The sequence below is a fragment of the Aeromicrobium sp. Leaf350 genome (assembly GCF_916858655.1).
Lineage (GTDB): Bacteria > Actinomycetota > Actinomycetes > Propionibacteriales > Nocardioidaceae > Aeromicrobium.
In genome coordinates this window covers 597,191-621,604 of sequence record NZ_CAKASL010000001.1, presented here as the reverse complement: position 1 = coordinate 621,604, position 24,414 = coordinate 597,191, and the positions used below count along the sequence as shown (strand labels likewise).

Annotated in this window: 24 protein-coding genes; 20 read left to right on the top strand and 4 right to left on the bottom strand. The window is 71.2% G+C overall.

Annotated elements, in window-relative coordinates:
* Positions 1–2 precede the first annotated feature (2 nt).
* A complete protein-coding gene (locus LO931_RS03115; RefSeq protein ID WP_229051759.1) occupies positions 3–857 on the bottom strand; it encodes a prephenate dehydratase in 855 nt (284 codons plus the stop codon).
* Positions 854–1,966, bottom strand: a complete 1,113-nt coding sequence (gene galK / locus LO931_RS03110) for a galactokinase (RefSeq protein ID WP_229051758.1) — start codon at positions 1,964–1,966, stop codon at positions 854–856. The genes LO931_RS03115 and galK overlap by 4 nt, the downstream gene beginning before the upstream one ends.
* Before the next feature lie 72 nt (positions 1,967–2,038).
* On the opposite strand from galK, the gene trpS reads away from it, so the two are divergent.
* Entirely contained in the window at positions 2,039–3,085 is a 1,047-nt protein-coding gene (trpS, locus tag LO931_RS03105) for a tryptophan--tRNA ligase (protein WP_229051757.1), read from the top strand.
* Positions 3,082–3,615 (top strand): 2'-5' RNA ligase family protein, encoded by a 534-nt coding sequence (locus LO931_RS03100; RefSeq protein ID WP_229051756.1) that lies wholly within the window; start codon positions 3,082–3,084, stop codon positions 3,613–3,615. Before trpS ends, LO931_RS03100 begins: the two co-directional genes overlap by 4 nt.
* A gap of 21 nt (positions 3,616–3,636) precedes the next feature.
* Here LO931_RS03100 and LO931_RS03095 read toward each other — a convergent pair whose 3' ends face one another.
* The gene (locus LO931_RS03095; RefSeq protein ID WP_229051755.1) at positions 3,637–4,509 is read right to left on the bottom strand and encodes a LysR family transcriptional regulator; all 873 of its coding nucleotides are present in this window, start codon (positions 4,507–4,509) and stop codon (positions 3,637–3,639) included.
* A gap of 86 nt (positions 4,510–4,595) precedes the next feature.
* Between LO931_RS03095 and LO931_RS03090 the strand changes: the two genes are divergently transcribed.
* The 3 genes from LO931_RS03090 to LO931_RS03080 are packed head-to-tail and all read left to right on the top strand — an operon-like array spanning position 4,596 to position 8,069.
* The gene (locus LO931_RS03090; RefSeq protein WP_229051754.1) at positions 4,596–5,315 is read left to right on the top strand and encodes a succinate dehydrogenase cytochrome b subunit; all 720 of its coding nucleotides are present in this window, start codon (positions 4,596–4,598) and stop codon (positions 5,313–5,315) included.
* Entirely contained in the window at positions 5,312–7,303 is a 1,992-nt protein-coding gene (locus tag LO931_RS03085) for a fumarate reductase/succinate dehydrogenase flavoprotein subunit (RefSeq protein WP_370636087.1), read from the top strand. The genes LO931_RS03090 and LO931_RS03085 overlap by 4 nt, the downstream gene beginning before the upstream one ends.
* A 13-nt stretch (positions 7,304–7,316) precedes the next feature.
* Entirely contained in the window at positions 7,317–8,069 is a 753-nt protein-coding gene (locus LO931_RS03080; RefSeq protein WP_229051753.1) for a succinate dehydrogenase/fumarate reductase iron-sulfur subunit, read from the top strand.
* A 21-nt stretch (positions 8,070–8,090) separates the two neighbouring features.
* On the opposite strand, the gene LO931_RS03075 is transcribed toward LO931_RS03080, so the two are convergent.
* A complete protein-coding gene (locus tag LO931_RS03075; protein ID WP_229051752.1) occupies positions 8,091–9,107 on the bottom strand; it encodes a DMT family transporter in 1,017 nt (338 codons plus the stop codon).
* A gap of 39 nt (positions 9,108–9,146) precedes the next feature.
* Here LO931_RS03075 and LO931_RS03070 point away from each other — a divergent pair, with 39 nt between their 5' ends.
* From LO931_RS03070 to LO931_RS03000, 15 genes are all read left to right on the top strand, one after another.
* A complete protein-coding gene (locus LO931_RS03070; protein WP_229051751.1) occupies positions 9,147–9,695 on the top strand; it encodes a CGNR zinc finger domain-containing protein in 549 nt (182 codons plus the stop codon).
* Positions 9,696–9,756: 61 nt separating this feature from the next.
* On the top strand, positions 9,757–10,182 hold the full coding sequence (locus LO931_RS03065; RefSeq protein ID WP_229051750.1) for an SRPBCC family protein: 426 nt from the start codon (positions 9,757–9,759) through the stop codon (positions 10,180–10,182).
* Between the two features lie 182 nt (positions 10,183–10,364).
* Positions 10,365–10,775 (top strand): MarR family winged helix-turn-helix transcriptional regulator, encoded by a 411-nt coding sequence (locus LO931_RS03060; protein WP_229051749.1) that lies wholly within the window; start codon positions 10,365–10,367, stop codon positions 10,773–10,775.
* Positions 10,772–12,106, top strand: a complete 1,335-nt coding sequence (locus tag LO931_RS03055; RefSeq protein WP_229051748.1) for an MFS transporter — start codon at positions 10,772–10,774, stop codon at positions 12,104–12,106. The genes LO931_RS03060 and LO931_RS03055 overlap by 4 nt, the downstream gene beginning before the upstream one ends.
* Positions 12,107–12,162: 56 nt before the next feature.
* A complete protein-coding gene (locus LO931_RS03050; protein WP_229051747.1) occupies positions 12,163–13,329 on the top strand; it encodes an amidohydrolase in 1,167 nt (388 codons plus the stop codon).
* A gap of 213 nt (positions 13,330–13,542) precedes the next feature.
* On the top strand, positions 13,543–14,619 hold the full coding sequence (locus tag LO931_RS03045; RefSeq protein WP_229051746.1) for a BMP family protein: 1,077 nt from the start codon (positions 13,543–13,545) through the stop codon (positions 14,617–14,619).
* Positions 14,620–14,717: 98 nt separating this feature from the next.
* A complete protein-coding gene (locus LO931_RS03040) occupies positions 14,718–16,223 on the top strand; it encodes an ABC transporter ATP-binding protein (RefSeq protein WP_229051745.1) in 1,506 nt (501 codons plus the stop codon).
* Between the two features lie 11 nt (positions 16,224–16,234).
* Positions 16,235–17,329, top strand: coding sequence for an ABC transporter permease (locus LO931_RS03035; RefSeq protein ID WP_229051744.1), 1,095 nt, complete (start codon positions 16,235–16,237; stop codon positions 17,327–17,329).
* Positions 17,326–18,570 carry an ABC transporter permease gene (locus LO931_RS03030; RefSeq protein WP_229051743.1) on the top strand — a complete coding sequence of 415 codons (1,245 nt, stop codon included), beginning with the start codon at positions 17,326–17,328 and terminating at the stop codon, positions 18,568–18,570. The genes LO931_RS03035 and LO931_RS03030 overlap by 4 nt, the downstream gene beginning before the upstream one ends.
* 14 nt (positions 18,571–18,584) lie before the next feature.
* Complete coding sequence (locus LO931_RS03025) at positions 18,585–19,028, top strand: cytidine deaminase (RefSeq protein WP_229053064.1); 444 nt, start codon at positions 18,585–18,587, stop codon at positions 19,026–19,028.
* Positions 19,025–20,221, top strand: a complete 1,197-nt coding sequence (locus LO931_RS03020) for a cytochrome P450 (RefSeq protein WP_229051742.1) — start codon at positions 19,025–19,027, stop codon at positions 20,219–20,221. Before LO931_RS03025 ends, LO931_RS03020 begins: the two co-directional genes overlap by 4 nt.
* A gap of 3 nt (positions 20,222–20,224) precedes the next feature.
* A complete protein-coding gene (locus LO931_RS03015; RefSeq protein ID WP_229051741.1) occupies positions 20,225–21,295 on the top strand; it encodes a CPBP family intramembrane glutamic endopeptidase in 1,071 nt (356 codons plus the stop codon).
* Positions 21,288–22,574, top strand: a complete 1,287-nt coding sequence (locus LO931_RS03010; protein WP_229051740.1) for a thymidine phosphorylase — start codon at positions 21,288–21,290, stop codon at positions 22,572–22,574. Before LO931_RS03015 ends, LO931_RS03010 begins: the two co-directional genes overlap by 8 nt.
* 229 nt (positions 22,575–22,803) lie before the next feature.
* On the top strand, positions 22,804–23,268 hold the full coding sequence (locus tag LO931_RS03005) for a MaoC family dehydratase (protein WP_229051739.1): 465 nt from the start codon (positions 22,804–22,806) through the stop codon (positions 23,266–23,268).
* Between the two features lie 17 nt (positions 23,269–23,285).
* Entirely contained in the window at positions 23,286–24,395 is a 1,110-nt protein-coding gene (locus tag LO931_RS03000; RefSeq protein WP_370636086.1) for an adenosine deaminase, read from the top strand.
* Positions 24,396–24,414 lie beyond the last annotated feature (19 nt).

Sequence of the window (24,414 nt, the reverse complement as noted above, 5' to 3'; positions counted from 1 at the left end):
GATCAGCGGGTCGCCCGCGAGGCATCGGCGGGGTAGACGCCGAGCACGCGGACGTCGGTCGTGAAGAACGTCAGCTCCTCCAGCGCCCGCGCCAGGCCCGGGTCGTCGGGATGGCCGTCGACCTCGGCGAGGAACTGGGTCGCCGCGAACGCGCCGCCGACCATGTACGACTCGAGCTTCGTCATGTTGACGCCGTTCGTGGCGAAGCCGCCGAGCGCCTTGTACAGCGCCGCCGGGAGGTTGCGGACGTTGAACACGAAGGTCGTGACGACCGGTCCGGACCCGGCGACCGGCACGACGGCCTCGCGCGACAGCACGACGAAGCGCGTCGTGTTGTGGTCCTCGTCCTCGACGTCGGACGCGAGCACCTCGAGGCCGTAGATGTCGGCAGCCAGCGGCGGGGCGATCGCCGCCTGCGTGGGGTCGGCGGCGTCCGCGATCTCACGGGCCGCGCCGGCGGTGTCGCCCGAGATCACGGTCGTGAGGCCGAGCCGGCCGATGATGCGACGGCACTGACCGAGCGCGTGCACGTGGCTGTGCACCGTGCGGATCGACTCCAGGCTGGCGCCCGGCACCGCCATCAGGTGGAACTGGATGCGCAGGAAGTGCTCCGCGACGATGTGGAGCCCCGAGTCGGGCAGGAAGTGGTGGATGTCGGCCACCCGGCCCGCGATCGTGTTGTCGATCGGGATCATCGCCAGGTCGGCCTCGCCCGAGCGCACCGCCGCGAACACGTCCTCGAACGAGGCGCAGGCGATGGCCTCGAGCTCGGGGTAGTGCTGCTGGCAGACGATGTGGGAGTTGGCTCCGGGCTCGCCCTGGTAGGCGATGCGGCGGTGGCCGGGGCTGGAAGTCACGGGACCAGTCTGGCACCAGCGGAGGGCCGGACCGGAGCCACGACCGGCGCGGCCCACGTGCGACCGACGAAGGCCTCCTTGACGGCGGTGGCCATGGCGGCCGCGCGGTCGGCGGGCACCAGGGCGACCACGCTGCCCCCGAAGCCTCCGCCCGTCAGCCGTGCCCCGAGCGCGCCGTGCTCGAGCGCGACCTCGACCGCGAGGTCCAGCTCGGGGCAGCTCACCTCGAAGTCGTCGCGCAGCGACTCGTGCGACGACGTGAGCATCCCGCCGAGCTGCGACCAGGCCCCGATGCTCAGCGCCTTGACCGCGCCGCGCACGCGGGTGGTCTCGGTGATGACGTGGCGGGTGCGCTTGACCAGCGTCGGGTCGCTCAGGCGGAAGACCGCGTCGACGGGGGCGGCCGCCAGGTGCTCGAGGCCCAGCTCGGCCGCAGCAGCGCCGCACTCCTCCCGGCGTGCCGCGTACTCGCCTGCCGCGAGCGCGTGGTGCACCCGCGTGTCGATGAGTGCCAGCGCGAGCCCGTCGGCTCCCGGGTCGAGCACGACGTCGGTGGTGGTCGGCGGGTCGGGGCGGTGGTCGATCAGCACGGCGTGCCCGGCCTGGCCGAGCAGGACGGCGAGCTGGTCCATGCGTCCGACCGGGACGCCCACGAACCCGCTCTCGGCGTGCTGCGCGACGGCGGCGACGACGGCGCGGTCGAGTCCGAGTCCTGCGACGTCGGCGAGCCCGAGCGCGACGCCGCACGTGAGAGCGGCCGACGACGCCAGCCCGGCGCCCTGGGGCAGGGTCGACTCCACGACGACGTCGGCCCCGGGCACGCGGTGGCCCGCCTGGCCGAGCGCCCAGACCACCCCGGCGACGTAGGCCGCCCAGCCGTCGACCTCGCCCGGCACGACGGAGGTGGCGAAGTCGGCCCGCTCGCCGCCGCTCCACACGGCGACGCGGTCGTCGTCGCGGCGCCGGACCTTGACGGTCGTGCCGCGGTCGATCGCGAACGGGAGCGTCAAGCCACCGTTGTGGTCGAGGTGCTCACCGATCAGGTTGACCCGACCGGGCACGTGCCACTGCTTGATCCCGACCGCTGCGCCCGCCACCGTGTTCACCACTGGTCGAGCCTAGGCGAGGAGGCGGGCCGGGGCGTGGATGCCGTCCCCAGGCGTGCTGGCATGATGCTGGCCATGTCCGACGCTTCCCCCTCTCGGTCTGGCACAGAGCGCTCCGATCGACGGCCGCGTGCGCTGTCCGGTGCTCAGCCGACCGCTGACTCGTACCACCTGGGCAACTACTTCGGTGCCTTCCGGCAGTGGGTCGCGCTCCAGGACGAGTTCGAGGCGTTCTACTTCATCCCCGACCTGCACGCGATCACGGTCGACTACGACCCGGCGCTCCTGCGGGAGCGGACGTACGTCGCGGCCGCCCAGATGCTGGCCTCGGGGGTCGACCCCGAGCGCAGCGCCCTGTTCGTGCAGAGCCATGTGCCCGAGCACGCGCAGCTCGCGTGGGTGCTGAACGGCATCACGGGCTTCGGCGAGGCCGGCCGCATGACGCAGTTCAAGGACAAGTCGTCCCGCAGCGGCACCGACAACGCCAGCGTCGGCCTGTTCACCTACCCGATCCTCATGGCGGCCGACATCCTCGTCTACCAGGCCGACAAGGTCCCGGTGGGCGAGGACCAGCGCCAGCACGTCGAGCTGACCCGCAACCTCGCGCAGCGGTTCAACCACCGCTTCGGCGAGACGTTCACGGTGCCGGAGGCGCACATCGTGAAGGCGACCGCGAAGATCTACGACCTGCAGGACCCGACGTCGAAGATGAGCGGCTCCAACGCCTCCCACGCGGGCGTCGTCGACCTGACCGACACCCCGAAGCAGGTCGCCAAGAAGGTGCGGTCGGCGGTCACCGACTCCGGGTCCGAGATCGTCTACGACCCGGCCACGAAGCCGGGCATCGCCAACCTGCTCTCGATCTACTCGGCGCTCACCGGTCGCACGATCGACGACGTGGTCGCGGAGTACGAGGGTCAGCAGTACGGCCACCTCAAGGTGGCGCTCGGTGACCTCCTGGCCGACTTCGTCGGAGCGTTCGGCGACCGCACCCGTGAGCTGCTGGACGACAAGGGCGAGCTCGACCGCGTCCTCGCCGCCGGCGCCGCGCGCGCCCGCGAGGTCGCGGCTCCCACCCTCGAGCTCGTCTACGAGCGCTCCGGCTTCGTCCGCCCGGCATGACGACGGTGGGGCAGTCGACGGGCGGGACGACCTACGGGGTCGCGATCGCGGTGCCGGAGCCCCACGCCTCCCACCTGCGGGGCAAGCGCTGCGAGTTCGGTGATCCAGAGGGAGAGCTCGTGCCGACGCACGTCACGCTCGTGCCGCCGACGTCCGCGTCGACGGCGGAGATCGAGACGGTGCGCGCCGCGCTCGCCGCGATCGGTCCGTCGCACCGACCGTTCACGATGCGCCTCGACGGCACCGACACGTTCCACCCCGTCTCGCCCGTCGCGTTCGTGGCGGTCGCCGACGGCAGCGAGGAGACGTCGCGCCTCGCCGCCGACGTGCGCGAGGGGCTGGCGGCCGGCGAGCCCGAGTTCCCCTTCCACCCGCACGTGACCGTCGCGCACCACCTCGACGCCCCGTCGCTCGACCACGCCTGCGCCGAGCTCGCGGGCTTCTCCGCGGAGTTCCAGGTGCACGAGTTCGTGCTGTTCTGCCACGACGGCGGCGGCTGGCACGTCGACACGAGGTTCCCCCTGGGCTGAGCCTCCGTTGGTCGAGCCGCGTCAGCCGAGCTGTTGGACGAGCTCGTCGCGGAAGGCGCGGGCAGCGAGGGAGAGGGCCTCCTCCGGCCGGTGCGAGATCCCGATGGTGCGGGTGAGCGCGGGAGCGAGCCGGGCCACGGTCAGCTGGGGGCGGGTCGAGACGACCATCTGCGGCACGATCGCGTGCCCCAGGCCGGCCTCGACGAACCGGAGCACGGCGCTCATCTCGCCGCCCTCGACCGCGATGCGCGGCTCGAACCCCGCCTGGCGGCACGCCGCGTTGGTGCGCTCGCGCAGGTCGTAGCCCTCGCGTGCCATCACGAGCGGCACCTCGCGCAGGTCGCTGACCCGGACCTCGGTCGCGAGGTCGTGGTGCGGCGGACCCACGAGCACGAGCTGCTCGGTCAGCAGCTCGGTCGTGACGAGGTCCTCGTGCTCGGTCTCGGCCGAGACGATGTTGAGCGCCAGGTCGAGCCGCCCGCGCGCCAGCTCCCGCATCAGCAGCCGCGACCCGGACTCGTGCACCTCCAGGTCGATGCCGGGGTGGCGCCGGTGGAACGCCGTCAGCACCTCGGGCAGCACGCCGTCGCACAGCGAGGGCGTCGCGCCGAGGCGCACGCGTCCGCGGCGCAGCCCGGCCACCTCGCGCACCGACTCCTCGGCGGCCTCGACGTCGATGATGATGCGCTCGGCGTGGGGGAGCAGGGCCTCGCCCGCGCTCGTGAGCTCGATCGCCCCGCGGTTGCGCACGAACAGCGGGGTGCCGAGCGAGTTCTCGAGCACCCGGATCTGCTTGGACATGCTGGGCTGGGAGACGCCCGTGAGCTCGGCGGCGCGGGTGAAGTGCCGGGTCTGGGCGACCGTCACGAAGTACCGGAGCTGCTGGATCTGCACGTCACCAGTCTTGCATGCCCGTCGTCTATGAAAGTGAGCCTCAGTCAGACTGCGACAGAATCGTGGAACCGGCTTACTGTGGCCCCGTGGTGACTTCTGCTCCGACGAAGCGCACGCCCGCGACGCGGTCGACGGTGGCGCTCAAGTACTCGATGGCAGTGTCCGGTCTGATCATGATCGGGTACCTGCTCCTGCACATGTACGGCAACCTGAAGGTCTTCGCGGGCCAGGAGGCGTTCGACGAGTACGCCCACCACCTGCGCACCTTCGGTGAGCCCATGCTGCCCTACGAGGGTCTGCTCTGGATCGTGCGCGTGGTGCTCCTCGCCGCGATCCTGGTGCACATCTACGCGGTCGTCGTGCTGACGATCCGCAACCGCCGCGCCGCCGGCTACGCCGGTGGCAAGCGCTACCACTCCAAGCAGAACCGGACGGGCATCCAGCGCAGCTACGCCTCGTTCACCCTGCGCTGGGGCGGTGTCGTGATCCTGGCGTTCATCGTCTACCACCTGCTGCACCTCACGGCGCAGGTCGTGACGCCCGGCGGCGCCTCCGACAGCCCGTACGACCGCGTCGTGAACGGCTTCGAGATCTGGTACGTCACGGTCGGCTACACCGTCGCGATGCTCGCGGTCGGCCTGCACCTGTGGCACGGCATCTGGAGCGCGCTCACCTCGCTCGGCGGCAACCGCAGCGCGACCCGCATCGACTCCCGCCTCACCGGCATCGCCGTCGTCGTGACGCTCGTCATCGTCATCGGCTTCCTGCTGCCGCCGTGGGCGATCTTCCTCGGACTGGAGGCCTGAACGCCGTGACCACCACCACCCCCGCACCCGGCGAGTTCCACGTCGTCGGCGACGACATCCGCGACGCGGCTGCCCCGACCGGCCCGATCGAGCGCCGCTGGGACGACCGCAAGTTCAACGCCAAGCTGGTCAACCCGGCCAACCGCCGCAAGATCAAGGTCATCGTCGTCGGCACCGGCCTGGCCGGCGCCTCGGCGGCCGCCACGCTCGGCGAGGCCGGCTACCAGGTCGTCAGCTTCTGCTACCAGGACAGCCCGCGCCGCGCCCACTCGATCGCCGCCCAGGGCGGCATCAACGCGGCCAAGAACTACCGCAACGACGGCGACAGCATCTACCGCCTCTTCTACGACACCGTGAAGGGCGGCGACTTCCGCTCGCGCGAGTCGAACGTCTACCGCCTCGCGCAGGTCTCGGTGAACATCATCGACCAGTGCGTCGCGCAGGGCGTGCCCTTCGCCCGCGAGTACGGCGGCCTGCTCGACAACCGCTCGTTCGGCGGCGTCCAGGTCTCGCGCACGTTCTACGCCCGCGGTCAGACGGGTCAGCAGCTGCTGATCGGCGCCTACCAGGCGCTCGAGCGCCAGATCGGCGCCGGCACGGTCGAGATGAACACGCGCCACGAGATGCTCGAGGTCATCCTCGTGCCCGATGCCGACGGCGTCGAGCGCGCTCGCGGCATCGTCGTGCGCGACATGGTCACCGGTGAGATCGAGACCCACACGGCCGACGCGGTCGTGCTCGCCACCGGCGGCTACGGCAACGTGTTCTTCCTGTCGACCAACGCGATGGGCTCGAACACCACCGCCACGTGGCGCGCCCACAAGAAGGGCGCCTACTTCGCGAACCCCTGCTACACGCAGATCCACCCGACCTGCATCCCCGTCTCGGGCGAGTACCAGTCGAAGCTGACCCTGATGTCGGAGTCGCTGCGCAACGACGGTCGCATCTGGGTGCCGAAGAAGGAGGGCGACGACCGCCCCGCCTCGCAGATCCCCGAGGACGAGCGCGACTACTACCTGGAGCGCATCTACCCCTCGTTCGGCAACCTGGTGCCCCGCGACATCGCCTCGCGCGCCGCGAAGTACCAGTGCGACGACGGCAAGGGCGTGGGCCCCGGTGGCCTGGGTGTCTACCTCGACTTCGCCGACGCGATCGAGCGTCTGGGCCGCCCGGCGGTCGAGGCCAAGTACGGCAACCTCTTCGACATGTACGCCCGGATCACGGGTGAGGACCCGTACTCCGAGCCGATGCGCATCTACCCGGCCGTGCACTACGTCATGGGCGGCCTGTGGGTCGACTACGACCTGCAGACCAACATCACGGGCCTGTTCTGCGCGGGCGAGGCGAACTTCTCCGACCACGGCGCCAACCGCCTCGGTGCCTCGGCGCTGATGCAGGGCCTGGCCGACGGCTACTTCGTCCTGCCGAACACGCTGGCCGACTACCTGGCCGCCAGCCCGTTCGAGAAGATCGCCGACGACCACCCGCGCGTCGTGGAGGCGCGCCAGGAGGTCGAGGCGCGCATCACGAAGCTGCTCGAGATCGACGGCACCCGCACGGTCGACTCCATCCACAAGGAGCTCGGCCACATCATGTGGGAGTACTGCGGCATGGAGCGCACGGCCGAGGGCCTGACGAAGGCCGTGGGCCTGATCCGCGAGCTCAAGAACGAGTTCTGGACCAACGTCAAGGTCACGGGCGTCAACGAGGAGCTCAACCAGACCCTCGAGCGGGCCGGCCGCGTGGCCGACTTCCTCGAGCTCGGTGAGCTGATGTGCATCGACGCGCTCAACCGCGCCGAGTCCTGCGGCGGCCACTTCCGCGCCGAGAGCCAGACCGAGGACGGCGAGGCCATGCGCCACGACGACCAGTTCGCCTACGTCTCGGCGTGGGAGTACGACACCGACGGCGACGGGCAGACCCCGATCCTGCACAAGGAACCGCTCGAGTACGAGTACGTCGAGATGAAGGCCCGGTCTTACAAGTGATGGAGAGCTACCGATGAAGATCACCGTCAACATCTGGCGCCAGAAGGATGCCGACGCGAAGGGCTCGATGGTCACGTACCCGCTCGAGTCGGTCGACGAGCACATGTCCTTCCTGGAGATGCTCGACGTCCTGAACGAGAAGCTGACGATCGACGGCGAGGACCCGGTCGCGTTCGACTCGGACTGCCGTGAGGGCATCTGCGGCACCTGCGGCGTCGTGATCAACGGCATCCCGCACGGCCCGGAGGTCACCACGACCTGCCAGCTGCACATGCGCACGTTCAAGGACGGCGACACGATCGACATCGAGCCGTGGCGTGCGGGTGCCTTCCCGGTCGTCAAGGACCTCGTCGTCGACCGTGGCTCGTTCGACCGCATCATCCAGGCCGGCGGCTACATCAGCGCCCCCACGGGTGCCGCGGTCGAGGCCAACAACATCCCCGTGCCGAAGGCCGACGCCGACCACGCGTTCGAGGCCGCCACGTGCATCGGCTGCGGCGCCTGCGTCGCGGCGTGCCCCAACGGCTCGGCGATGCTGTTCACCGCGTCCAAGATCACGCACCTGGGCCTGCTGCCGCAGGGTCAGCCCGAGCGTGACTCGCGCGTGCTCGGCATGGTCGAGCAGCACGACGCCGAGGGCTTCGGCGGCTGCACCAACATCGGTGAGTGCACGGCGGCCTGCCCCAAGGGCATCCCGCTCGACGTCATCAGCCGGTTGAACCGCGACCTGCTGGGCGCGCTGTCCCGCCAGGCCGTCGGCAGCTGATCGGAAGCACGCCGAGCCGGTTCACGAACCGGCGACCGGGAGAGCCCCGGCCAGCGATCCACCCTCCGCGGGCGTGATCGGGGGCCGGGGCTCTCCCAGCTTCACGAGCACGACGCCGGTCAGCACGGCCAGGGCCCCGAGCAGCTGCACGGCGGTGGGCACCTGGTCGAGCAGCAGGGCCGCGAAGACGAGGGCCATGAGCACCTCCGTCAGGGCGACGAAGGAGGCCAGGCGCGAGCCGAGGCGACGCGCGGCGGCCACTCCGGTGAGGTACGAGACGGCACCGGCGATCACGCCGAGCGCGAGGAGCGGGACCCACCAGGGCACCGTGCCCACCGTGTAGGTGACGTCGGCCGTCGTCGCGGCCCACGGCAGCACGCCGACCAGGCAGGCCAGGCCGAGCAGGGTGCCGGCGACGACGAGGCCGCCACCCACGAGGGCGAGCGGCGGCAGGCCCGAGCTCTCGTCGGCGCTGAGCAGGAAGTACGAGGCGGCGCCGACCATCGCGCCGAGCGCCCAGAGCACGCCGATCGGGTCGAGCTCGCCGCCGGACAGCAGGTCGAGCACGAGCACCAGGCCGAGGGCGGCCACCACGGCGCCCGCCAGGGTCAACGGTCCGGGGCGCTCGCCACGGCGGATCCAGAGCCAGACCACGACGGCGACGGGAGCGGTGTACTCGATCAGCAGTGCCATGCCGACGTCCATGCGCGCGATCGCCTGGAAGTAGCAGAGCTGGGCCCCGGCGACGGCTCCGACGCCGTAGGCGGTCACGAGGCGTGCGTTCTGCAGGAGGGTGTGCCAGCGACCGCGCAGGCTCCACGCCACGGGGACGAGGAGCACGGCGGCCGCGACCAGGATGCGCAGCGTGACGGCCGCGGCGGGGGACCAGCCGGACTCGATGAGGCCGCGTGCCAGGGCGCCGGAGGTGCCGAAGGCGGTGGCGCTGACGAGGGCGAGGAGCAGACCGGCGGCGAGACGGGGCGAGGCGGTCGGCCCGTGGGGGCCGCTCAGGGCGTCGTCATGAGTCAAGGCGGTCATGGGGCATGACGCTACGGTCGGATGGCGTAAGGTGTCAACATGGTCTTTGCCCATGACGTGGAGCAGGTGCTCGTGGCCGCCGTGTGGCTGGCGAACAGCGCCCTCGATCCGGACACGCTGACGTCGGTCGACGAGCTCGACGCCTTCGCGACCGAGAACCGCTACACCGGCTCGCGCCGGCACGACGCCCTCGAGCTCCGGCGGGTGCGGGCCCTCCGGCCGCGACTGCGTGAGGTGCTGCTCGCGTCCCGCGACGACGCGGTAGACCTCGTCAACGAGATGCTGCGTGAGGGCAGCGCGCTGCCGCAGCTCACGCGGCACGACGGGTTCGACTGGCACGTGCACGCCGTGGGGGAGGAGCGCCCGTTCGCCGAGCGCATCCTGGTCGAGACCGCGATGGCGATGATCGACGTGATCCGGGCCGACGAGATGTCGCGGCTCTCCCGGTGCGAGGATCCGGAGTGCGAGGGGGTCGTGGTCGACCTGTCCCGCAACCGGTCGCGGCGCTTCTGCAGCATCGCGTGCGGCAACCGGGTCGCCGCGGCGGCCTACCGTGCGCGCCAGCGCGAGGGTGCCGACGCCGGCTGACTCAGTGGACGGGCGGGATGGCTGGCGAGCCGCGATCCCGCCTGCGCCCTACCGTGGAGGCATGGACGTCGAGCGCAGCTTCGTGGTGGACCGCCCGGTCGAGGAGGTCTTCGACTTCCTCGCCGACTTCGAGAACACGCAGGTCTGGGACCCGGGCACGGTGTGGACCCGGCGGACGTCGGGCGACGGTGGCCTGGGCACGACCTACCGCAACCGGTCGACGTTCATGGGGCGCACGGTCGAGCTGGACTACGAGACGATCGCGCACGACCGGCCGACCCACTTCGTGTGTCGCGGGGTCAACGGTGGCACCACGGCGACCGACCACCTGACCTTCACGCGCGACGGCGACCGCACGCTCGTGCACTATCGCGCCGTCTTCGACTTCCCGAGGTCCTGGGGGTGGATCGCCGGCCTGGTCCTGCGTCGTCCCGTCGCCAAGCTCGCCGACGAGACCGTCCGGCAGATCCAGGGCTCCTTCTCCTGACCCCGCCCCCGGGCGGTGAGTTAGGGACGTGTCGACCCCGGCGGCGGTGAGATAGGGACGTGTCGGAGCCCACGACAGGTCCCTATCTCACCGCTGGCCCGCGGGACAGGTCCCTATCTCACCGCCCCGTGGGGAGGGGGAGGGGATTTTGGTTTGCATGGTTAATGAACTAGGCTCATGACATGCCCGCCACTGCTCAGGAGATCGCGTTGGCGGTCGCGCGGCTGAACCGGCGGCTCCGGCAGGAGCGACACTCCGAGCTGACGCCCACGCAGCTGTCGGTCCTGGGCTCGTTGCGCTCGACCGGACCCACGACGCCCGGTGCCCTGGCCGCGCACGAGAAGGTCAGTCCGCCCTCGATCACCCGCACCCTCAGCAGCCTCGCCGAGCTCGGGATGACCGACCGCGCCCCGCACCCCGACGACGGCCGCCAGGTCGTCGTCAGCGTCTCCGAGCTGGGCGAGAAGGTGCTCTCCGAGGAGCGCGAGCGGCGCGACGCCTGGCTCTACCTGCGGCTCCAGGAGCTCGACCCCACCGACCGCGAGGTCCTGACGGAGGCGGCGCGCATCCTCACGCGTCTGGCCGAGTCGTGAGGCGCGGCGGCACCACGACCGCACCCCGCCCGGGCACCTTCACCTCCCTCCAGGTCCGCAACTACCGGATCTACGCCTCGGGTGCGCTGCTGTCGAACGTCGGCACCTGGTTGCAGAGCACCGCACAGGCCTGGCTCGTGCTGCAGCTCACGGGCAGCGGAGCGGCGCTCGGCCTCACGATCGCGCTCCAGCTCCTCCCGTCGCTCGTGCTCTCGCCGTTCGCCGGCGTGCTGGCCGACCGCGTTGCGAAGCGCACGCTGATGCGCTGGCTGCAGCTCGGCATGGCGGTGCCCTCGGCCCTGCTCGGCCTGCTCGCGATCACGGGCGTGGTGCAGGTGTGGCACGTGTACGTGCTGACGACCCTGTTCGGAGCCGCGCGTGCGCTGGAGGCCCCCGCCCGTCAGTCGTTCGTGGCCGAGATGGTGGGACAGGAGCACCTCAGCAACGCGGTGTCCCTGAACTCCGCCTCCTTCAACTCCGGACGCCTCGTCGGCCCGGCGCTGGCCGGCGTGCTGATCGCGGCGTTCGGCTCGGGCGTCGACGCGACCGGCTGGGTCATCCTCGCGAACGCGCTGAGCTACGGCTTCGTGTTCCTCGCGCTGCAGCTCATGGACCCGGCCCGGCTGCACCCGGCACCGCTCACGGGCGACCGACGTGGCGCGGTGCGGGCCGGCGTCCGGTACGTGCGGTCGCGGCCCGACCTGGTGCTGCTGTTCTCGTGCGTGTTCTTCCTCGGCTCCTTCGGGATGAACTTCGCCGTCACGAGCGCCCTCATGGCGACCGAGGAGTTCGGCAAGGGCGCGGGGGAGTTCGGGCTGCTCGGCTCGATCATGGCGATCGGCTCGCTGGCGGGGGCCCTGCTCGCCGCTCGTCGCCCCTCCCCACGGCTCCGCTTCATCGTCGGCGCGGCCCTGCTGTTCGCCGCCGTGCAGGTGCTGTCGGCCGTGATGCCGACCTACGTGACCTACGCGGCCGTCCTGCCCCTCGTGGGGCTGTCGGTGCTGACCGCGGTCACGACCGCCAACGCCCTGATCCAGATGTCGACCGACCCGGCGATGCGCGGACGCGTCGCGTCGCTCTACCTCATGGTCTTCCTGGGCAGCGTGCCCCTGGGGGCGCCCGTCATCGGCTGGCTCGCGGAGGCCTTCGGCGCCCGCTGGGCCCTGGCCGCGAGCGGGCTCGTGGTCGGGCTCGGCGTCATCGCCTCGGCCGTCTACTTCATGCGCCACGACGCCGCCATCCGCCTCGCGCTGGCGAACCGCCGCCGCCTGCCGCGTCCCTGGTCGAGCCGCGCGACCGCTCCCGTCGACGACGGTCTCGACCTCGTCTGATCCCGGCCTTCGGTCGTGCACCCACGCACATCCCGAGCCGCGCGTATCCTGGCCTGATGGGTTCCCTCGACGTCGTGACGCGCACGATCGACGAGATCACCCCTGACCTCATCGACCTGCGCCGTGACGTCCACGCCCATCCCGAGCTCTCCTGGCAGGAGGAGCGCACGACCGACGTGGTCGCCCGGTGGATGGACAAGCACGGCATCTCGTACGAGCTGCTCCCCGGCACCGGCCTCGTCGCCGAGGTGGGACGCGAGGAGGGTCCGATCGTGGCCCTGCGCGCCGACCTCGACGCGCTCCCGATCCCTGACACGACCCAGGACACGTGGCGATCGATCGTGCCGAACGTGGCCCACGCGTGCGGCCACGACGTCCACATCTCCGGACTGGTGGGGGCGGCCGTGGCCCTGGCCGAGGCGCACCGCATCGAGCCGCTGCCGGTCCGGGTGCGGTTCCTCTTCCAGCCGGCCGAGGAGGTCATGCCCGGCGGCGCGCTCAAGCTGCTGTCGCAGGGCGTGCTGAAGGGCGTGTCGCGCATCTTCGCGCTGCACTGCGACCCGTCGCTCGACGTCGGCCAGGTCGGCCTCCGCGAGGGCCCCATCACGGGTGCCTCCGACCGCATCCAGGTCACGCTCAGCGGCCGCGGCGGGCACACGTCGCGCCCCCACCTGACCGAGGACCTCACGTACGCGCTGGGCAGCCTCGTCACGCAGCTGCCCGCCGTGCTGTCGCGCCGCTTCGACCCTCGGGCCGGGGTGTCGATGGTGTGGGGCCAGATCGCCGCCGGTCAGGCCGCCAACGTCATCCCCGCCACGGGCGAGCTCGCCGGCACGCTGCGCATGCTCGACGCGAACGCGTGGCACCAGGCCGAGCACCTCGTGCGCGGTCTCATCGCCGACATCATCGAGCCGTTCGGGGTGAGCGCCGACGTGCTGTACGTGCGGGGCGTGCCGCCCGTCGTCAACGACTTCGCGGCCACGCAGTCGATGCGCCGGGCCGTGACCGAGGTCATCGGACCGAGCGGGGTCGCCTCGACCTCCCAGAGCCTCGGCGGTGAGGACTTCGCCTGGTACGTCGAGGCGGTGCCCGGAGCCATGGGACGCCTCGGCACGCGCACGCCCGACGGGCCGACGTACGACCTCCACCAGGGCAACCTCCGGGTCGACGAGCGGGCCATCGCCGTCGGCGCCCGCGTCCTCGCCGCCGCCGCACTGAGCTGAGGCGCTCTATCAGCGGACGGCCGGACCGGACGGTGGTGGCGGCACCCCTGTCGAGGCTCGCTCGTCCCTCGCTCGCACCTCAAGGGGCGGGGTCGGCCTCCGCCTGAGTGACAAAACGGTTACGGGTCGTCACAACGCTTCCGGGTAGGCCTGGCGCGACCTAGAGTCTGCCGCAGGCCGGCAGAAGGCCGTGCCGATCACCGAGGAGGAAAAGTGCGCCGACTCTCGACGTACGGCGTCGCCATCGCGACGTGCGGACTCATCCTGTCCGCCTGCGGCACGGCCGCCGACAACGACACCGACGACACCGAGGCCGCGCCCGAGTGCGACCCCGTGCAGATCGAGGGTGACGCCAAGGTCAGCCTGGCGTACGACGTCGGCGGACGCGGTGACCAGTCGTTCAACGACTCGGCCTACGCCGGTCTCGAGAAGGCCGTCGCGCAGTTCGGTCTCACGGACGTCAGCGAGGGCGAGGCCGGTCAGGACGAGTCCGAGGACATCCGCGAGGAGCGCCTGCGCAACTTCGCCGACAGCGGCCACAACGTCATCGTCGGTGTCGGCTTCGCGTACAGCGAGGCGGTCGACACCGTCGCGCCGGAGTACCCGAACGTCGCCTTCGCCGTGATCGACGGCTTCGACCCGACCGAGGACGACGTCAACTGCAACGTCGCCTACCTGGGCTTCGCCGAGAACGAGGGCTCCTTCCTCGTCGGTGCCGCGGCTGCTCTGCAGTCCGAGACCGGCACGATCGGCTTCGTCGGCGGTGTCAACAACACCCTGATCCAGAAGTTCGAGGCGGGCTACGCCGCGGGCGCCGAGGCGGTCGACCCCGACATCGAGATCCTCTCGACCTACATCGAGGAGTCCGATCCCGCGGGCTTCGGCGATCCGGCCGGTGGACAGGCTGCCGCCGAGGGCCAGTACGGCGACGGTGCCGACATCGTGTTCCACGCCGCCGGCTTCTCGGGCACGGGCGTCTTCGACGCAGCGGTCGCGGCCGACAAGCTCGCGATCGGTGTCGACTCCGACCAGTTCCTGACCGCCGGTCCGGAGCAGGCCCAGCACATCATCACGTCGATGCTCAAGCGCGTCGACACGGCGACGTTCGGCTTCATCGAGTCGGTCGTCAACGGCGAGCCGGACCAGGGCTTCACGACCTTCACCCTGGCCGACGAGGGCGTTGGCTACTCGGTGTCGGGCGGGTTCCTGACCCCCGAGACGATCGCCCAGCTCGAGGACTACAAGGCGCAGATCATCAGCGGTGACATCGAGGTTCCGACCGAGCCGTGAGTCGTTTCACCCACGCGTCATGAGTGGGTCCGGGAGGAGGCTCCCGGACCCACTTGTGTTTTCCTTGTTCTGCCCACGACCTGCGAGAGGATGTCTGCGTGACGACCATCGATGTGGAGGTGCGCGGGATCGGCAAACGGTTCCCCGGCGTCGTCGCCAACCACGACGTGTCCCTGCACATCCGGCCGGAGAGCGTGCACGCGCTGATCGGTGAGAACGGTGCCGGCAAGTCCACGCTGATGAAGATCCTCTACGGGGTCCAGCCCGCCGACGACGGCGAGATCCTTGTCGACGGCGCCCCGGTGTCGTTCGCCTCGCCGACCGACGCGATCGCCGCCGGCATCGGCATGGTGTTCCAGCACTTCATGCTGGCCGACAACCTCACGGTGGCCGAGAACATCGTGCTCGGTGCGGAGAAGCTGCACGGCATCGGCGACGACGCGAAGCGCGAGATCCGGGAGATCTCCGACCGCTTCGGCTTCGGCCTCGACCCGGACACCCTGGTCGAGCGGCTCGGGGTCGCGGTCCGTCAGCGGGTCGAGATCCTCAAGGTCCTCTACCGCGGCGCCCGCTTGATCATCCTCGACGAGCCGACCGCGGTCCTCGTGCCGCAGGAGGTCGACGCACTGTTCGCGAACCTTCGCGAGCTCGTGACCCAGGGCCGCTCGGTCCTGTTCATCTCGCACAAGCTCGACGAGGTGCGGCAGATCGCCGACGACATCTCGGTCATGCGACGCGGCACGACGGTGGGCACCGCCGACCCGAAGACCGCCACGAAGCGCGAGCTCGCCGAGCTCATGGTCGGCGCCGAGCTCCCGTCGCCCGCCACCTCGGAGTCGACCGTGACCGATCGGCCCGTGTTGCGGCTCGACGGGGTCTCGGTCGCCGACGACACCGGTCGCGACCTGCTGCACGACATCTCGCTGACCGTGCACGCCGGCGAGGTCGTCGGCATCGCCGGGGTCGAGGGCAACGGCCAGTCCGAGCTCGTCGAGGTCGTGATGGGCATGGTGCGCGCCCACGCCGGTTCGATCCACCTCGGCGAGGACGACATCACCCGGCTCAGCACCCGTGCGGTGCGTGACCTCGGCGTGGGCTTCGTGCCGGAAGACCGACACCGGCACGGACTCGTGCTCGACTACCCGCTCTGGGAGAACCGCGTGCTGGGCCACCAGACCTCGGCCCCCGCGGTCAGGCGCGGGCTCGTGAGCCGCAAGGGTGCGCGGGCCGACGCCCAGCGCATCATCGACGAGTTCGACGTCCGCACCCCGGGTGTCGAGACCTCCGCCCGCGCGCTGTCGGGCGGCAACCAGCAGAAGTTCATCGTGGGCCGCGAGATGAGTGGCAGCCCGCGGCTGCTGATCGCGTCGCACCCGACCCGCGGCGTCGACGTCGGCGCCCAGGCCGCGATCTGGGACCACATCCGCGCCGCCCGACGCGAAGGACTCGGCGTGCTGCTGGTCTCGGCCGACCTGGACGAGCTGATCGGCCTGTCCGACCGTCTCGAGGTCATCCTGCGAGGGCGCCTCACGGCCCAGTTCGACCCGTCCTCGGTCACCGCGAGCGACCTCGGCGAAGCCATGACCGGAGGGGAGGCGGCATGAGGAGTCTCAGCATGCGACGTGTCCTCGACACGGTCGTCGGTGGCCTGCTCCCGCCCCTCGTGGCGGTGGTCGCCGCGATGCTCGCGACCGGCGTCCTGATCGCCGCCTTCGGAGGGTCGCCGGGCGACTTCCTCGAGGTCATCTTCTCGGTGCCGAACGATCGCGTCCTGCTCACGATCATCAACCAGTCGGCCATGCTCTCGATCTCGGGCATCGCGGCGGCCATCGGGTTCCGGATGGGCCTGTTCAACATCGGTGTCGAGGGCCAGTACATCGTGGGCTCGTGCGCCGGGGCCTTCTTCGCCGGCAGCGGGCTCGTGGCCGGGCCGCTCAACATCCTGGCGACCCTCGTCGTGGCTGCTGCCGCGGGCGCCGCCTACGCGCTGATCGCGGGCCTGCTGCGGGTCTACCGCGGAGTCAGCGAGGTCATCAGCGCGATCATGCTGAACTACATCGCGCTGACGATGGCGGGCTACCTCGTCACGAACTACGGCCAGGCCAGCGGCTACACCTTCACGACCGAGCGGTTGCCGCTCGACAGCCAGCCGCTCGGCTTCAAGATCTTCGCCGACGCCCCCGGTGACGTCTGGGCGCTCTCGAGCCTGGCCCTGATCCTGGGCATCGGGTACTGGTTCCTCATCGCGCGCACCCGGTTCGGCTTCGAGCTGCGCGTCACGGGCGAGTCGGCCACCGCGGCACGCGCCAGCGGCGTCAACGTCAAGCGGATGACGCTGGCCACGATGGCGCTGTCGGGTGCCGTGGCCGGCCTGGTCTGGATGCCGGCCTACTTCGGCTCCGTGCACACCTTCGGCACGCCCGAGAACTTCCAGGCGGGCCTGGGCTTCCTCGGCCTCGCGGTCGCCCTGCTGGGTCGCAACCGCACCCTGGGCATCTTCTTCGCCGCCGCCCTGTTCGCCTTCCTGTCCGGACAGTCGAACAACCTGCAGTCGGCCGGCATCGCGAAGGACGTCATCGACATCACCCAGGGCGTCACGGTGCTCGCGGTCGTCGTGGCCTACGAGGTCGTGGGGCGCCGCCGTGCCAAGACCGAGGCCGAGCGGGTCTCGCGACAGCTCGACGCCGAGCGAGAGGGGGCGTCCGCATGAGCCCGCAGGTCAGCGCCGAGGTCATGCGCGCGCGCACGTTCCGCTACACCTGGTGGCTCGCGGCCCTGGCCGTGATCGTCGTGATCTCGTCGGTGCGGCTCTACACGGGCGCCGACCGCATCACGGCTCCCGGCACGCTGCGGGCCGCGACCATCGGTGCGTGCCCCATCCTGCTCGCCGGTCTCGGCGGGCTGTGGGCCGAGCGTGCCGGCATCGTCAACATCGGTCTCGAGGGCCAGATGCTCCTCGGCACCTGGGGCGCAGCGTTCTTCGCGTACCACTACGGGCCGCTCGTGGGCGTGCTCGGAGCGGCTGCGATGGGTCTGCTGGGCGGACTCCTGCACGCGATCGCGACGGTCTCGTTCGGGGTCGACCACATCATCTCGGGTGTCGCGATCAACATCGTGGGGCTGGGGGCCGTGGGCTTCCTCGCCAAGACGACCTTCGACGACCTCGAGGGCGGCGGACCGCGCAACCTGTCGGGCTACTCGACGCCACCGGAGTTCACGGTGCCGCTCATCGCCGACGGGGCCAGGTCGCTCGCCGACCGGCACTGGTTCATCATCTCCGACGTCGCCGGCGCGATCGCGGGCGTCACGACGCGCCTCTCGGTCCTCACGGTCCTGGCCTTCGTGCTGGTCGCCGTGACCGCCTGGGTCCTGTGGCGCACGTCCTTCGGCCTGCGGCTGCGCTCCTGCGGTGAGAACCCGCAGGCGGCCGAGACCCTCGGCATCAACGTGTACCGCTACAAGTACGTCGCGGTGCTGATCTCGGGGGCCTTCGCCGGCCTCGGCGGCGCGTATCTCGCGATGGTCGCCTCGTCGTCCTTCACCGTCGGTCAGACCGGTGGCCGCGGCTACATCGGCCTCGCCGCGATGATCTTCGGCAACTGGCGACCCAGCGGCGTGCTGACGGGCTCGCTGATGTTCGGCTACACCGACGGCATCTCGCTGCTGTCCAACAGCGGCACCCTGGTGCACGCCCTCCTGCTGCTCGTCGCGATCCTGCTGGCGGTGTTCGCGGTCATCAAGGTGCGTGCGGCCGAGCGGACCACGGGCCTCGTCATCGCCGGGCTGTCGCTCGGCGCCTTCGTCTGGTTCTTCAGCTCCGACACGGTCAACGCGTCCTTCACCGGCATGACGCCGTACGTCGTGACGCTGTTCGTGTTGGCCGTGTTCTCCCAACGTCTCCGCATGCCGGCGGCCGACGGGAAACCGTACAGACGCGGAGGGGCGGGCTAGTGGCGCCCGCAGCGATGTCGCTGGGCATCAAGGGCGCCGACGACCCGGTCGACTGGGCGTCCCTGACGCGCTACGCGACCGAGGTCATGGGCCGCGCCTACGCGCCGTACTCGAACTACAAGGTCGGTGTCGCCGGACTGGTCGACGACGGCCGGGTGGTGCTGGGCTGCAACGTCGAGAACGCCGCGTACGGGGTCGCGCTGTGCGCCGAGTGCGGCATGGTCTCCGCGTTGCACGCCACGGGCGGGGGACGCCTCATCGCGGTCGCCTGCGTCGACTCCGAGGGCCGTCCGCTCATGCCGTGCGGCCGGTGCCGACAGCTGCTGTGGGAGAACGGCGGACCCACGATGCAGCTGCAGACGCCCTCGGGCATCAAGACGATGGACGAGGTCCTGCCCGACGCGTTCGACGTGACCGACCTGGCGGCCGGGACGGCCGCTCCGGAACCGCCCGCGTGAGCGCGAGCCACCTCGACCTGACCGCCCCCGGCTTCGTCGCCGACCCCTACCCGGCGCTCGCCGAGCTGAGGGCCGGCGGCAGCCTGCGGTGGCACGAGCCCACGGGTCGCTGGCTCGCCACGACGCACGCCTCGGTCACCCAGGTGCTGCGCAACCGGGCGTTCGGACGTCTCTGGACCGACCACGAGCCGGCCGACGTGATGGAGCCGTTCAACACCCTCCACCGCAACCAGCTGATGGAGAACGAGCCCCCGGAGCACACCCGCATGCGGCGGCTGCTCGCCGGCGCCTTCGGGCGGGGCCACGTCGAGCGGCTGCGGCCGGGCATCGAGACGCTGGCCGCCGAGATGGTCGACCGGCTGGAGCCCCGCAGCGACCTCCTGGCCGACTTCGCGGAGCCCTTCCCGGTCTTCGTGATCGCCGACCTGCTGGGCTTCCCGCGCACCGACCACGAGCTGCTGCGGGACTGGTCGCAGGCGATCGTCCACATGTACGAGTCCGACGTCGACGACGCGACGCGCGCCGCCGCGGTCGAGGCGAGCGTGAGCTTCGCCGCCTACGTGCGCGAGGTCGTGGAGCACCGACGCCGCACCCCGGGCGACGACCTCGTGACCGATCTCGTCGCGGCCCGCGACGACGCCGACGGGGGCGGGGGCCAGAAGCTCTCCGACGACGAGCTCGTGGCGACGGTGGTGCTGCTGCTCAACGCCGGCCACGAGGCCTCGGTCAACACCTTCGGGAACGGGCTGGTCGCCCTGCTGGGCCACCCCGAGCAGGAGGCGCGGGTCCGCTCGGGCGAGGTCGAGGTCGCGACAGCGTTGGAGGAGCTCATCCGCTTCGACGCGCCCCTGCAGCTGTTCGAGCGCACCGCCACGAGCGACGTCGAGGTCGACGGGCAGACGGTGCGGGCCGGCGAGGTCGTGGCGTGCCTGATGGGCTCGGCCAATCGCGATCCTGAGGCCTTCGAGCACGCCGACGCGTTCGACGTGTCCCGCGACCCGAACCCGCACGTCGGCTTCGGCATGGGACTCCACTTCTGCCTCGGCGCGCCGCTCGCGCGCCTCGAGCTGCAGATCAGCCTGCGCGCCCTGCTCGCGCGTTACGGCAGCATCGAGCTGCTCGACGCACCGCGTCGCCCGACCTGGGTGCTGCGGGGCTACGAGAGCCTCGTCTGCGACCTGACCGAGGCGTGAGCGGTGGCGACCCCGTACCACCGGCTCGCACGTGAGCACCCCGATCACGAGTGGTGGAAGCTCCCGGTCGCCGGCCTGATCGGCGCGTTCGGGTACGTCCTGGCCGCCGCCGCCCTGACGGTCGGTGCACTCCTGGTGCTGGTCATCGCCTCAGGCGGCGACGGCGACGAGATCGAGCGCTGGATCGACGACCTCGGCGCCGGGCTGATGTCCTCGCCCTGGGAGCTCGGCTTCTCGCTGCTGCTGATCGCCCTGATGCTGCCGGCCGTGCTCCTGAGTGTGCTGGCGACCGGACCCCGACCGGTCGGGTACCTCTCGTCCGTCGAGGGCCGCCTTCGCTGGGGCTGGCTGGCGCAGGTGGGCGCGGTGGCGCTCGTGCTGTACGCGGCGGCGATCCTCGGCGGGCTGGCGCTCGGCCTGGGCGGCGAGCTCGACGCACCCAGCCTCGCGGACGACGCGTGGATCTACTTCGCCGTCGCCCTGCTGGTGACGCCGCTCCAGGCGACGGCCGAGGAGTACGTGTTCCGCGGGTACCTGTTCCAGCTGGTGGGGTCGTGGACGCGGTGGGCCGTCGTTCCCGTGCTGGTCAGCACGCCGTTGTTCGTGGCCGGTCACCTCTACGAGTTCTGGGGCCTCGTCGACGTGACGATCTTCGCGCTGACGGCGTCGTGGCTGGTCATCCGCACGGGCGGTCTCGAGGCGGCCATCGCCGCGCACGTCGCCAACAACCTCGTGCTGTTCACCCTCGAGTCGTTCAACACCGTGGGGGTCACCTCCGAGGAGTACGGCGTGCTCGACGTGCTGCCGACCCTCGTGACGTCGATCGTGTTCGTGCTGCTGGTGGAGGTCATGGCCCGGGCGCGCGGCCTGCAGCGCACCCGACCGCCCATGCCCCCGAAGCCTCCGCCGCCGCCCCCGCCGACGTGGGCGCCGGGGTACGTGTACCCGTACCCGTACCCGTACCCGCCTGCGTACCACCCGTACCCGCAGCAGCCCGGCCACGCGTACCCGGTCGCGTCCCCGCAGCCGTACCCTCTTCCACCACCGCCACCCCAGGAGGCATCCCATGACTGAACCCTTCGACGCGGTCGAGGTCATCGCGGCCAAGCGCGATCGGCACCGGCTGAGCCCGGAGCAGATCGACTGGGTCGTCGACGCCTTCACCCGGGGTGTCGTCGCGCCGGAGCAGATGTCGGCCCTCGCGATGGCGATCCTGCTCAACGGCATGGACCGCTCCGAGATCAGCCGGTGGACCGCCGCCATGATCGCCTCGGGCGAGCGCATGGACTTCTCGAGCCTCAGCCGCCCGACCTCCGACAAGCACTCCACCGGGGGAGTGGGCGACAAGATCACCCTGCCGCTGGCGCCGCTCGTGGCGGCGTGTGGTGTCGCGGTGCCCCAGCTCTCGGGTCGCGGGCTCGGCCACACGGGCGGCACGCTCGACAAGCTCGAGGCGATCCCCGGGTGGCGGGCCGACCTGTCCAACGAGGAGATCCTGAGCCAGCTCGAGGACGTCGGAGCGGTCATCTGCGCCGCGGGTGCGGGACTCGCGCCGGCCGACAAGAAGCTCTACGCGCTGCGCGACGTGACGGGCACGGTCGAGGCCATCCCGCTCATCGCGAGCTCCATCATGAGCAAGAAGATCGCCGAGGGCACCGGGTCGCTCGTGCTCGACGTGAAGGTCGGCTCCGGCGCCTTCATGAAGAGCTTCGAGCAGGCCCAGGAGCTCGCCGAGACGATGGTCTCGCTCGGCCAGGACGCCGGGGTCACGACCGTCGCCCTGCTCACCGACATGTCGACGCCGCTCGGCCTGACCGCGGGCAACGCGGTGGAGGTCGCCGAGTCGGTCGAGGTGCTGGCCGGCGGCGGGCCGCAGGACGTGGTCGACCTGACCGTCGCCCTGGCCCGCGAGATGGTCTCCGCGGCGGGGCGGGGTGACGTCGACCCGGCCGAGGTCCTGGCCGACGGCCGCGCCATGGACGTCTGGCGCCGGATGATCTCCGCGCAGGGCGGCGACCCCGACGCGGCGCTCCCCACGCCGAAGGAGACGCAGGTCGTCACCGCCTCGGCCGACGGGGTGCTGACCCGGCTCGACGCGCTCGCGGTCGGTGTCGCCGCGTGGCGGCTCGGGGCCGGTCGATCGCGCCCGGGTGAGCAGGTGCAGGCGGCCGCCGGGGTCGTGCTGCACGCCAAGCCCGGCGACACGGTGCGCCGGGGGCAGCCGCTGATCGAGCTGCACACGGACACGCCCGAGCGGTTCGCCCGGGCCGAGGAGGCGCTGGCCGACGCGTTCGACATCGGTACCGACGCCCCCGACCTCCCGGCCTCGGTCGTCCTCGCCCGCGTCGACTGACCCCGTTTCCCACGAGTCCCCCTACGACTCCGTCGTGGGAGGTGCCCCCACGCTCGAATCCCACGTCGCGCGCAGGAAACTTCATGTGGTCGGAGCGGGATTCCTGGGTCCACCCAGGAAGTTTCCGACGGTCTCGTGGGAACCCGGAGGAGGGGGTGGGTGTGACGTGGGTCGCACGGCGCCTCGGTTAGGGTCGAGTGGTCATGCAGCACCAGCACGGAAGTGACGGATGAAGGTCTTCAACGACGCGGCCGAGATCTCGGCAGCGGCAGGAACGACGCTCGGCTCCAGCGAGTGGCTCACGATCACGCAGGACAGGATCGACCTGTTCGCCGACGCGACGGGCGACCGTCAGTGGATCCACGTCGACAGCGAACGGGCGGCCGAGGGGCCGTTCGGCACGACGATCGCGCACGGGTACCTGACGCTCTCGCTGCTGCCGTTCCTCGGTGCGCAGGTGTTCGCGTTCGCGGGCAACGTCGCGCGGGTCAACTACGGCCTCAACACGGTGCGGTTCATCACGCCGGTCCGCGTGGGCTCGAAGGTGCGGAACACGGTCGACCTGGTGTCGGTCGAGGAGATCGAGAAGGGCCAGCGTGCCACCCTGCGCCACACGGTGGAGATCCGCGGCGAGGAGCGTCCGGCGTGCGTCGCCGAGACCGTCTCGCTGCTCATGGAAGGCGGTGCGTTGTGACGTCCGAGACCCCCGAGCTGAAGGTCACCAAGCGGGGCGGCGGCACGCCGGCGACCTCGGAGCAGGTCGCGGCGGCGCCGAAGGTCGCGCTGCACGAGCACCTCGACGGGGGCGTGCGCCCGGCGACGGTCGCCGAGGTCGCCGACGAGATCGGCCACGTGCTCCCCGCCGACTCGGTCGAGGGGCTCGCGCGCTGGTTCGCGGAGTCGTCGTCGTCCGGGTCGCTGCCGCGCTACCTGGAGACCTTCGAGCACACCGTCGCCGTGATGCAGCGGCCGGAGGACCTGGCCCGCGTCGCCCGGGAGTCGGTGCTCGACCTGGCGGCGGACGGTGTCGTCTACGCCGAGCTGCGCTGGGCGCCCGAGCAGCACCTCGAGCGCGGACTCGACCTGTCGGGCGCGGTCGAGGCCGTGCAGGCGGGCATCGACGAGGGACGGGCCGAGGCCAGTGCCCAGGGTCGCGAGATCGTCGTGGGGCAGCTGCTCACCGCGATGCGTCACGCCGACCGCGGCCAGGAGATCGCCGAGCTCGTCGTGGAGTACCGCGACCGGGGCGTGGCGGGCTTCGACATCGCCGGTGCCGAGGACGGCTTCCCGCCGATCCTGCACCTGGAGGCCTTCGAGTACCTGCGGCGCGAGAACGCCCACTTCACGATCCACGCGGGCGAGGCGTTCGGGCTGCCGTCCATCTGGCAGGCGGTGCAGCGCTGCGGCACCGACCGCCTCGGTCACGGCGTCCGCATCGTCGACGACATCGACTTCGACGCCCCCGGTGGGCCCCGCCTCGGCCGGCTCGCGGCCTACGTGCGCGACCGGCGCATCCCGTTGGAGATGTGCCCTTCGTCGAACCTGCAGACCGATGCGGTGCCCGGCATGACCTCGGTCGCCGACCACCCGATCGGCCCGCTGGCGGACCTCGGTTTCCGCGTCACGGTCAACTGCGACAACCGCCTGATGAGCGACACCTCGATGGGCCGCGAGATGCAGCTCCTGGCCGATGCGTTCGGCTACGGCGTCGCCGACCTGCGCTGGCTCACGATCAACGCGATGAAGAGCGCCTTCCTGCCGTTCGACCAGCGCCTCGCCCTGATCGACGACGTCATCAAGCCGGCCTACGCCGCGCTGTAGGGCGGTTGCGGGCCGGTCG

Excerpts from the sequence above, each read along its gene's own strand:
- LO931_RS03080 (WP_229051753.1), top strand. The coding sequence starts at position 7,317 with ATGAAGATCACCGTCAACATCTGGCGCCAGAAGGATGCCGACGCGAAG.
- LO931_RS03035 (WP_229051744.1), top strand. The coding sequence starts at position 16,235 with ATGCGACGTGTCCTCGACACGGTCGTCGGTGGCCTGCTCCCGCCCCTC.
- LO931_RS03100 (WP_229051756.1), top strand. The coding sequence starts at position 3,082 with ATGACGACGGTGGGGCAGTCGACGGGCGGGACGACCTACGGGGTCGCG.
- LO931_RS03005 (WP_229051739.1), top strand. The coding sequence starts at position 22,804 with ATGAAGGTCTTCAACGACGCGGCCGAGATCTCGGCAGCGGCAGGAACG.
- LO931_RS03070 (WP_229051751.1), top strand. The coding sequence starts at position 9,147 with ATGGTCTTTGCCCATGACGTGGAGCAGGTGCTCGTGGCCGCCGTGTGG.
- LO931_RS03060 (WP_229051749.1), top strand. The coding sequence starts at position 10,365 with ATGCCCGCCACTGCTCAGGAGATCGCGTTGGCGGTCGCGCGGCTGAAC.
- trpS (WP_229051757.1), top strand. The coding sequence starts at position 2,039 with ATGTCCGACGCTTCCCCCTCTCGGTCTGGCACAGAGCGCTCCGATCGA.
- LO931_RS03030 (WP_229051743.1), top strand. The coding sequence starts at position 17,326 with ATGAGCCCGCAGGTCAGCGCCGAGGTCATGCGCGCGCGCACGTTCCGC.
- LO931_RS03065 (WP_229051750.1), top strand. The coding sequence starts at position 9,757 with ATGGACGTCGAGCGCAGCTTCGTGGTGGACCGCCCGGTCGAGGAGGTC.
- LO931_RS03025 (WP_229053064.1), top strand. The coding sequence starts at position 18,585 with ATGTCGCTGGGCATCAAGGGCGCCGACGACCCGGTCGACTGGGCGTCC.
- LO931_RS03075 (WP_229051752.1), bottom strand. The coding sequence starts at position 9,107 with ATGACCGCCTTGACTCATGACGACGCCCTGAGCGGCCCCCACGGGCCG.
- LO931_RS03010 (WP_229051740.1), top strand. The coding sequence starts at position 21,288 with ATGACTGAACCCTTCGACGCGGTCGAGGTCATCGCGGCCAAGCGCGAT.
- LO931_RS03050 (WP_229051747.1), top strand. The coding sequence starts at position 12,163 with ATGGGTTCCCTCGACGTCGTGACGCGCACGATCGACGAGATCACCCCT.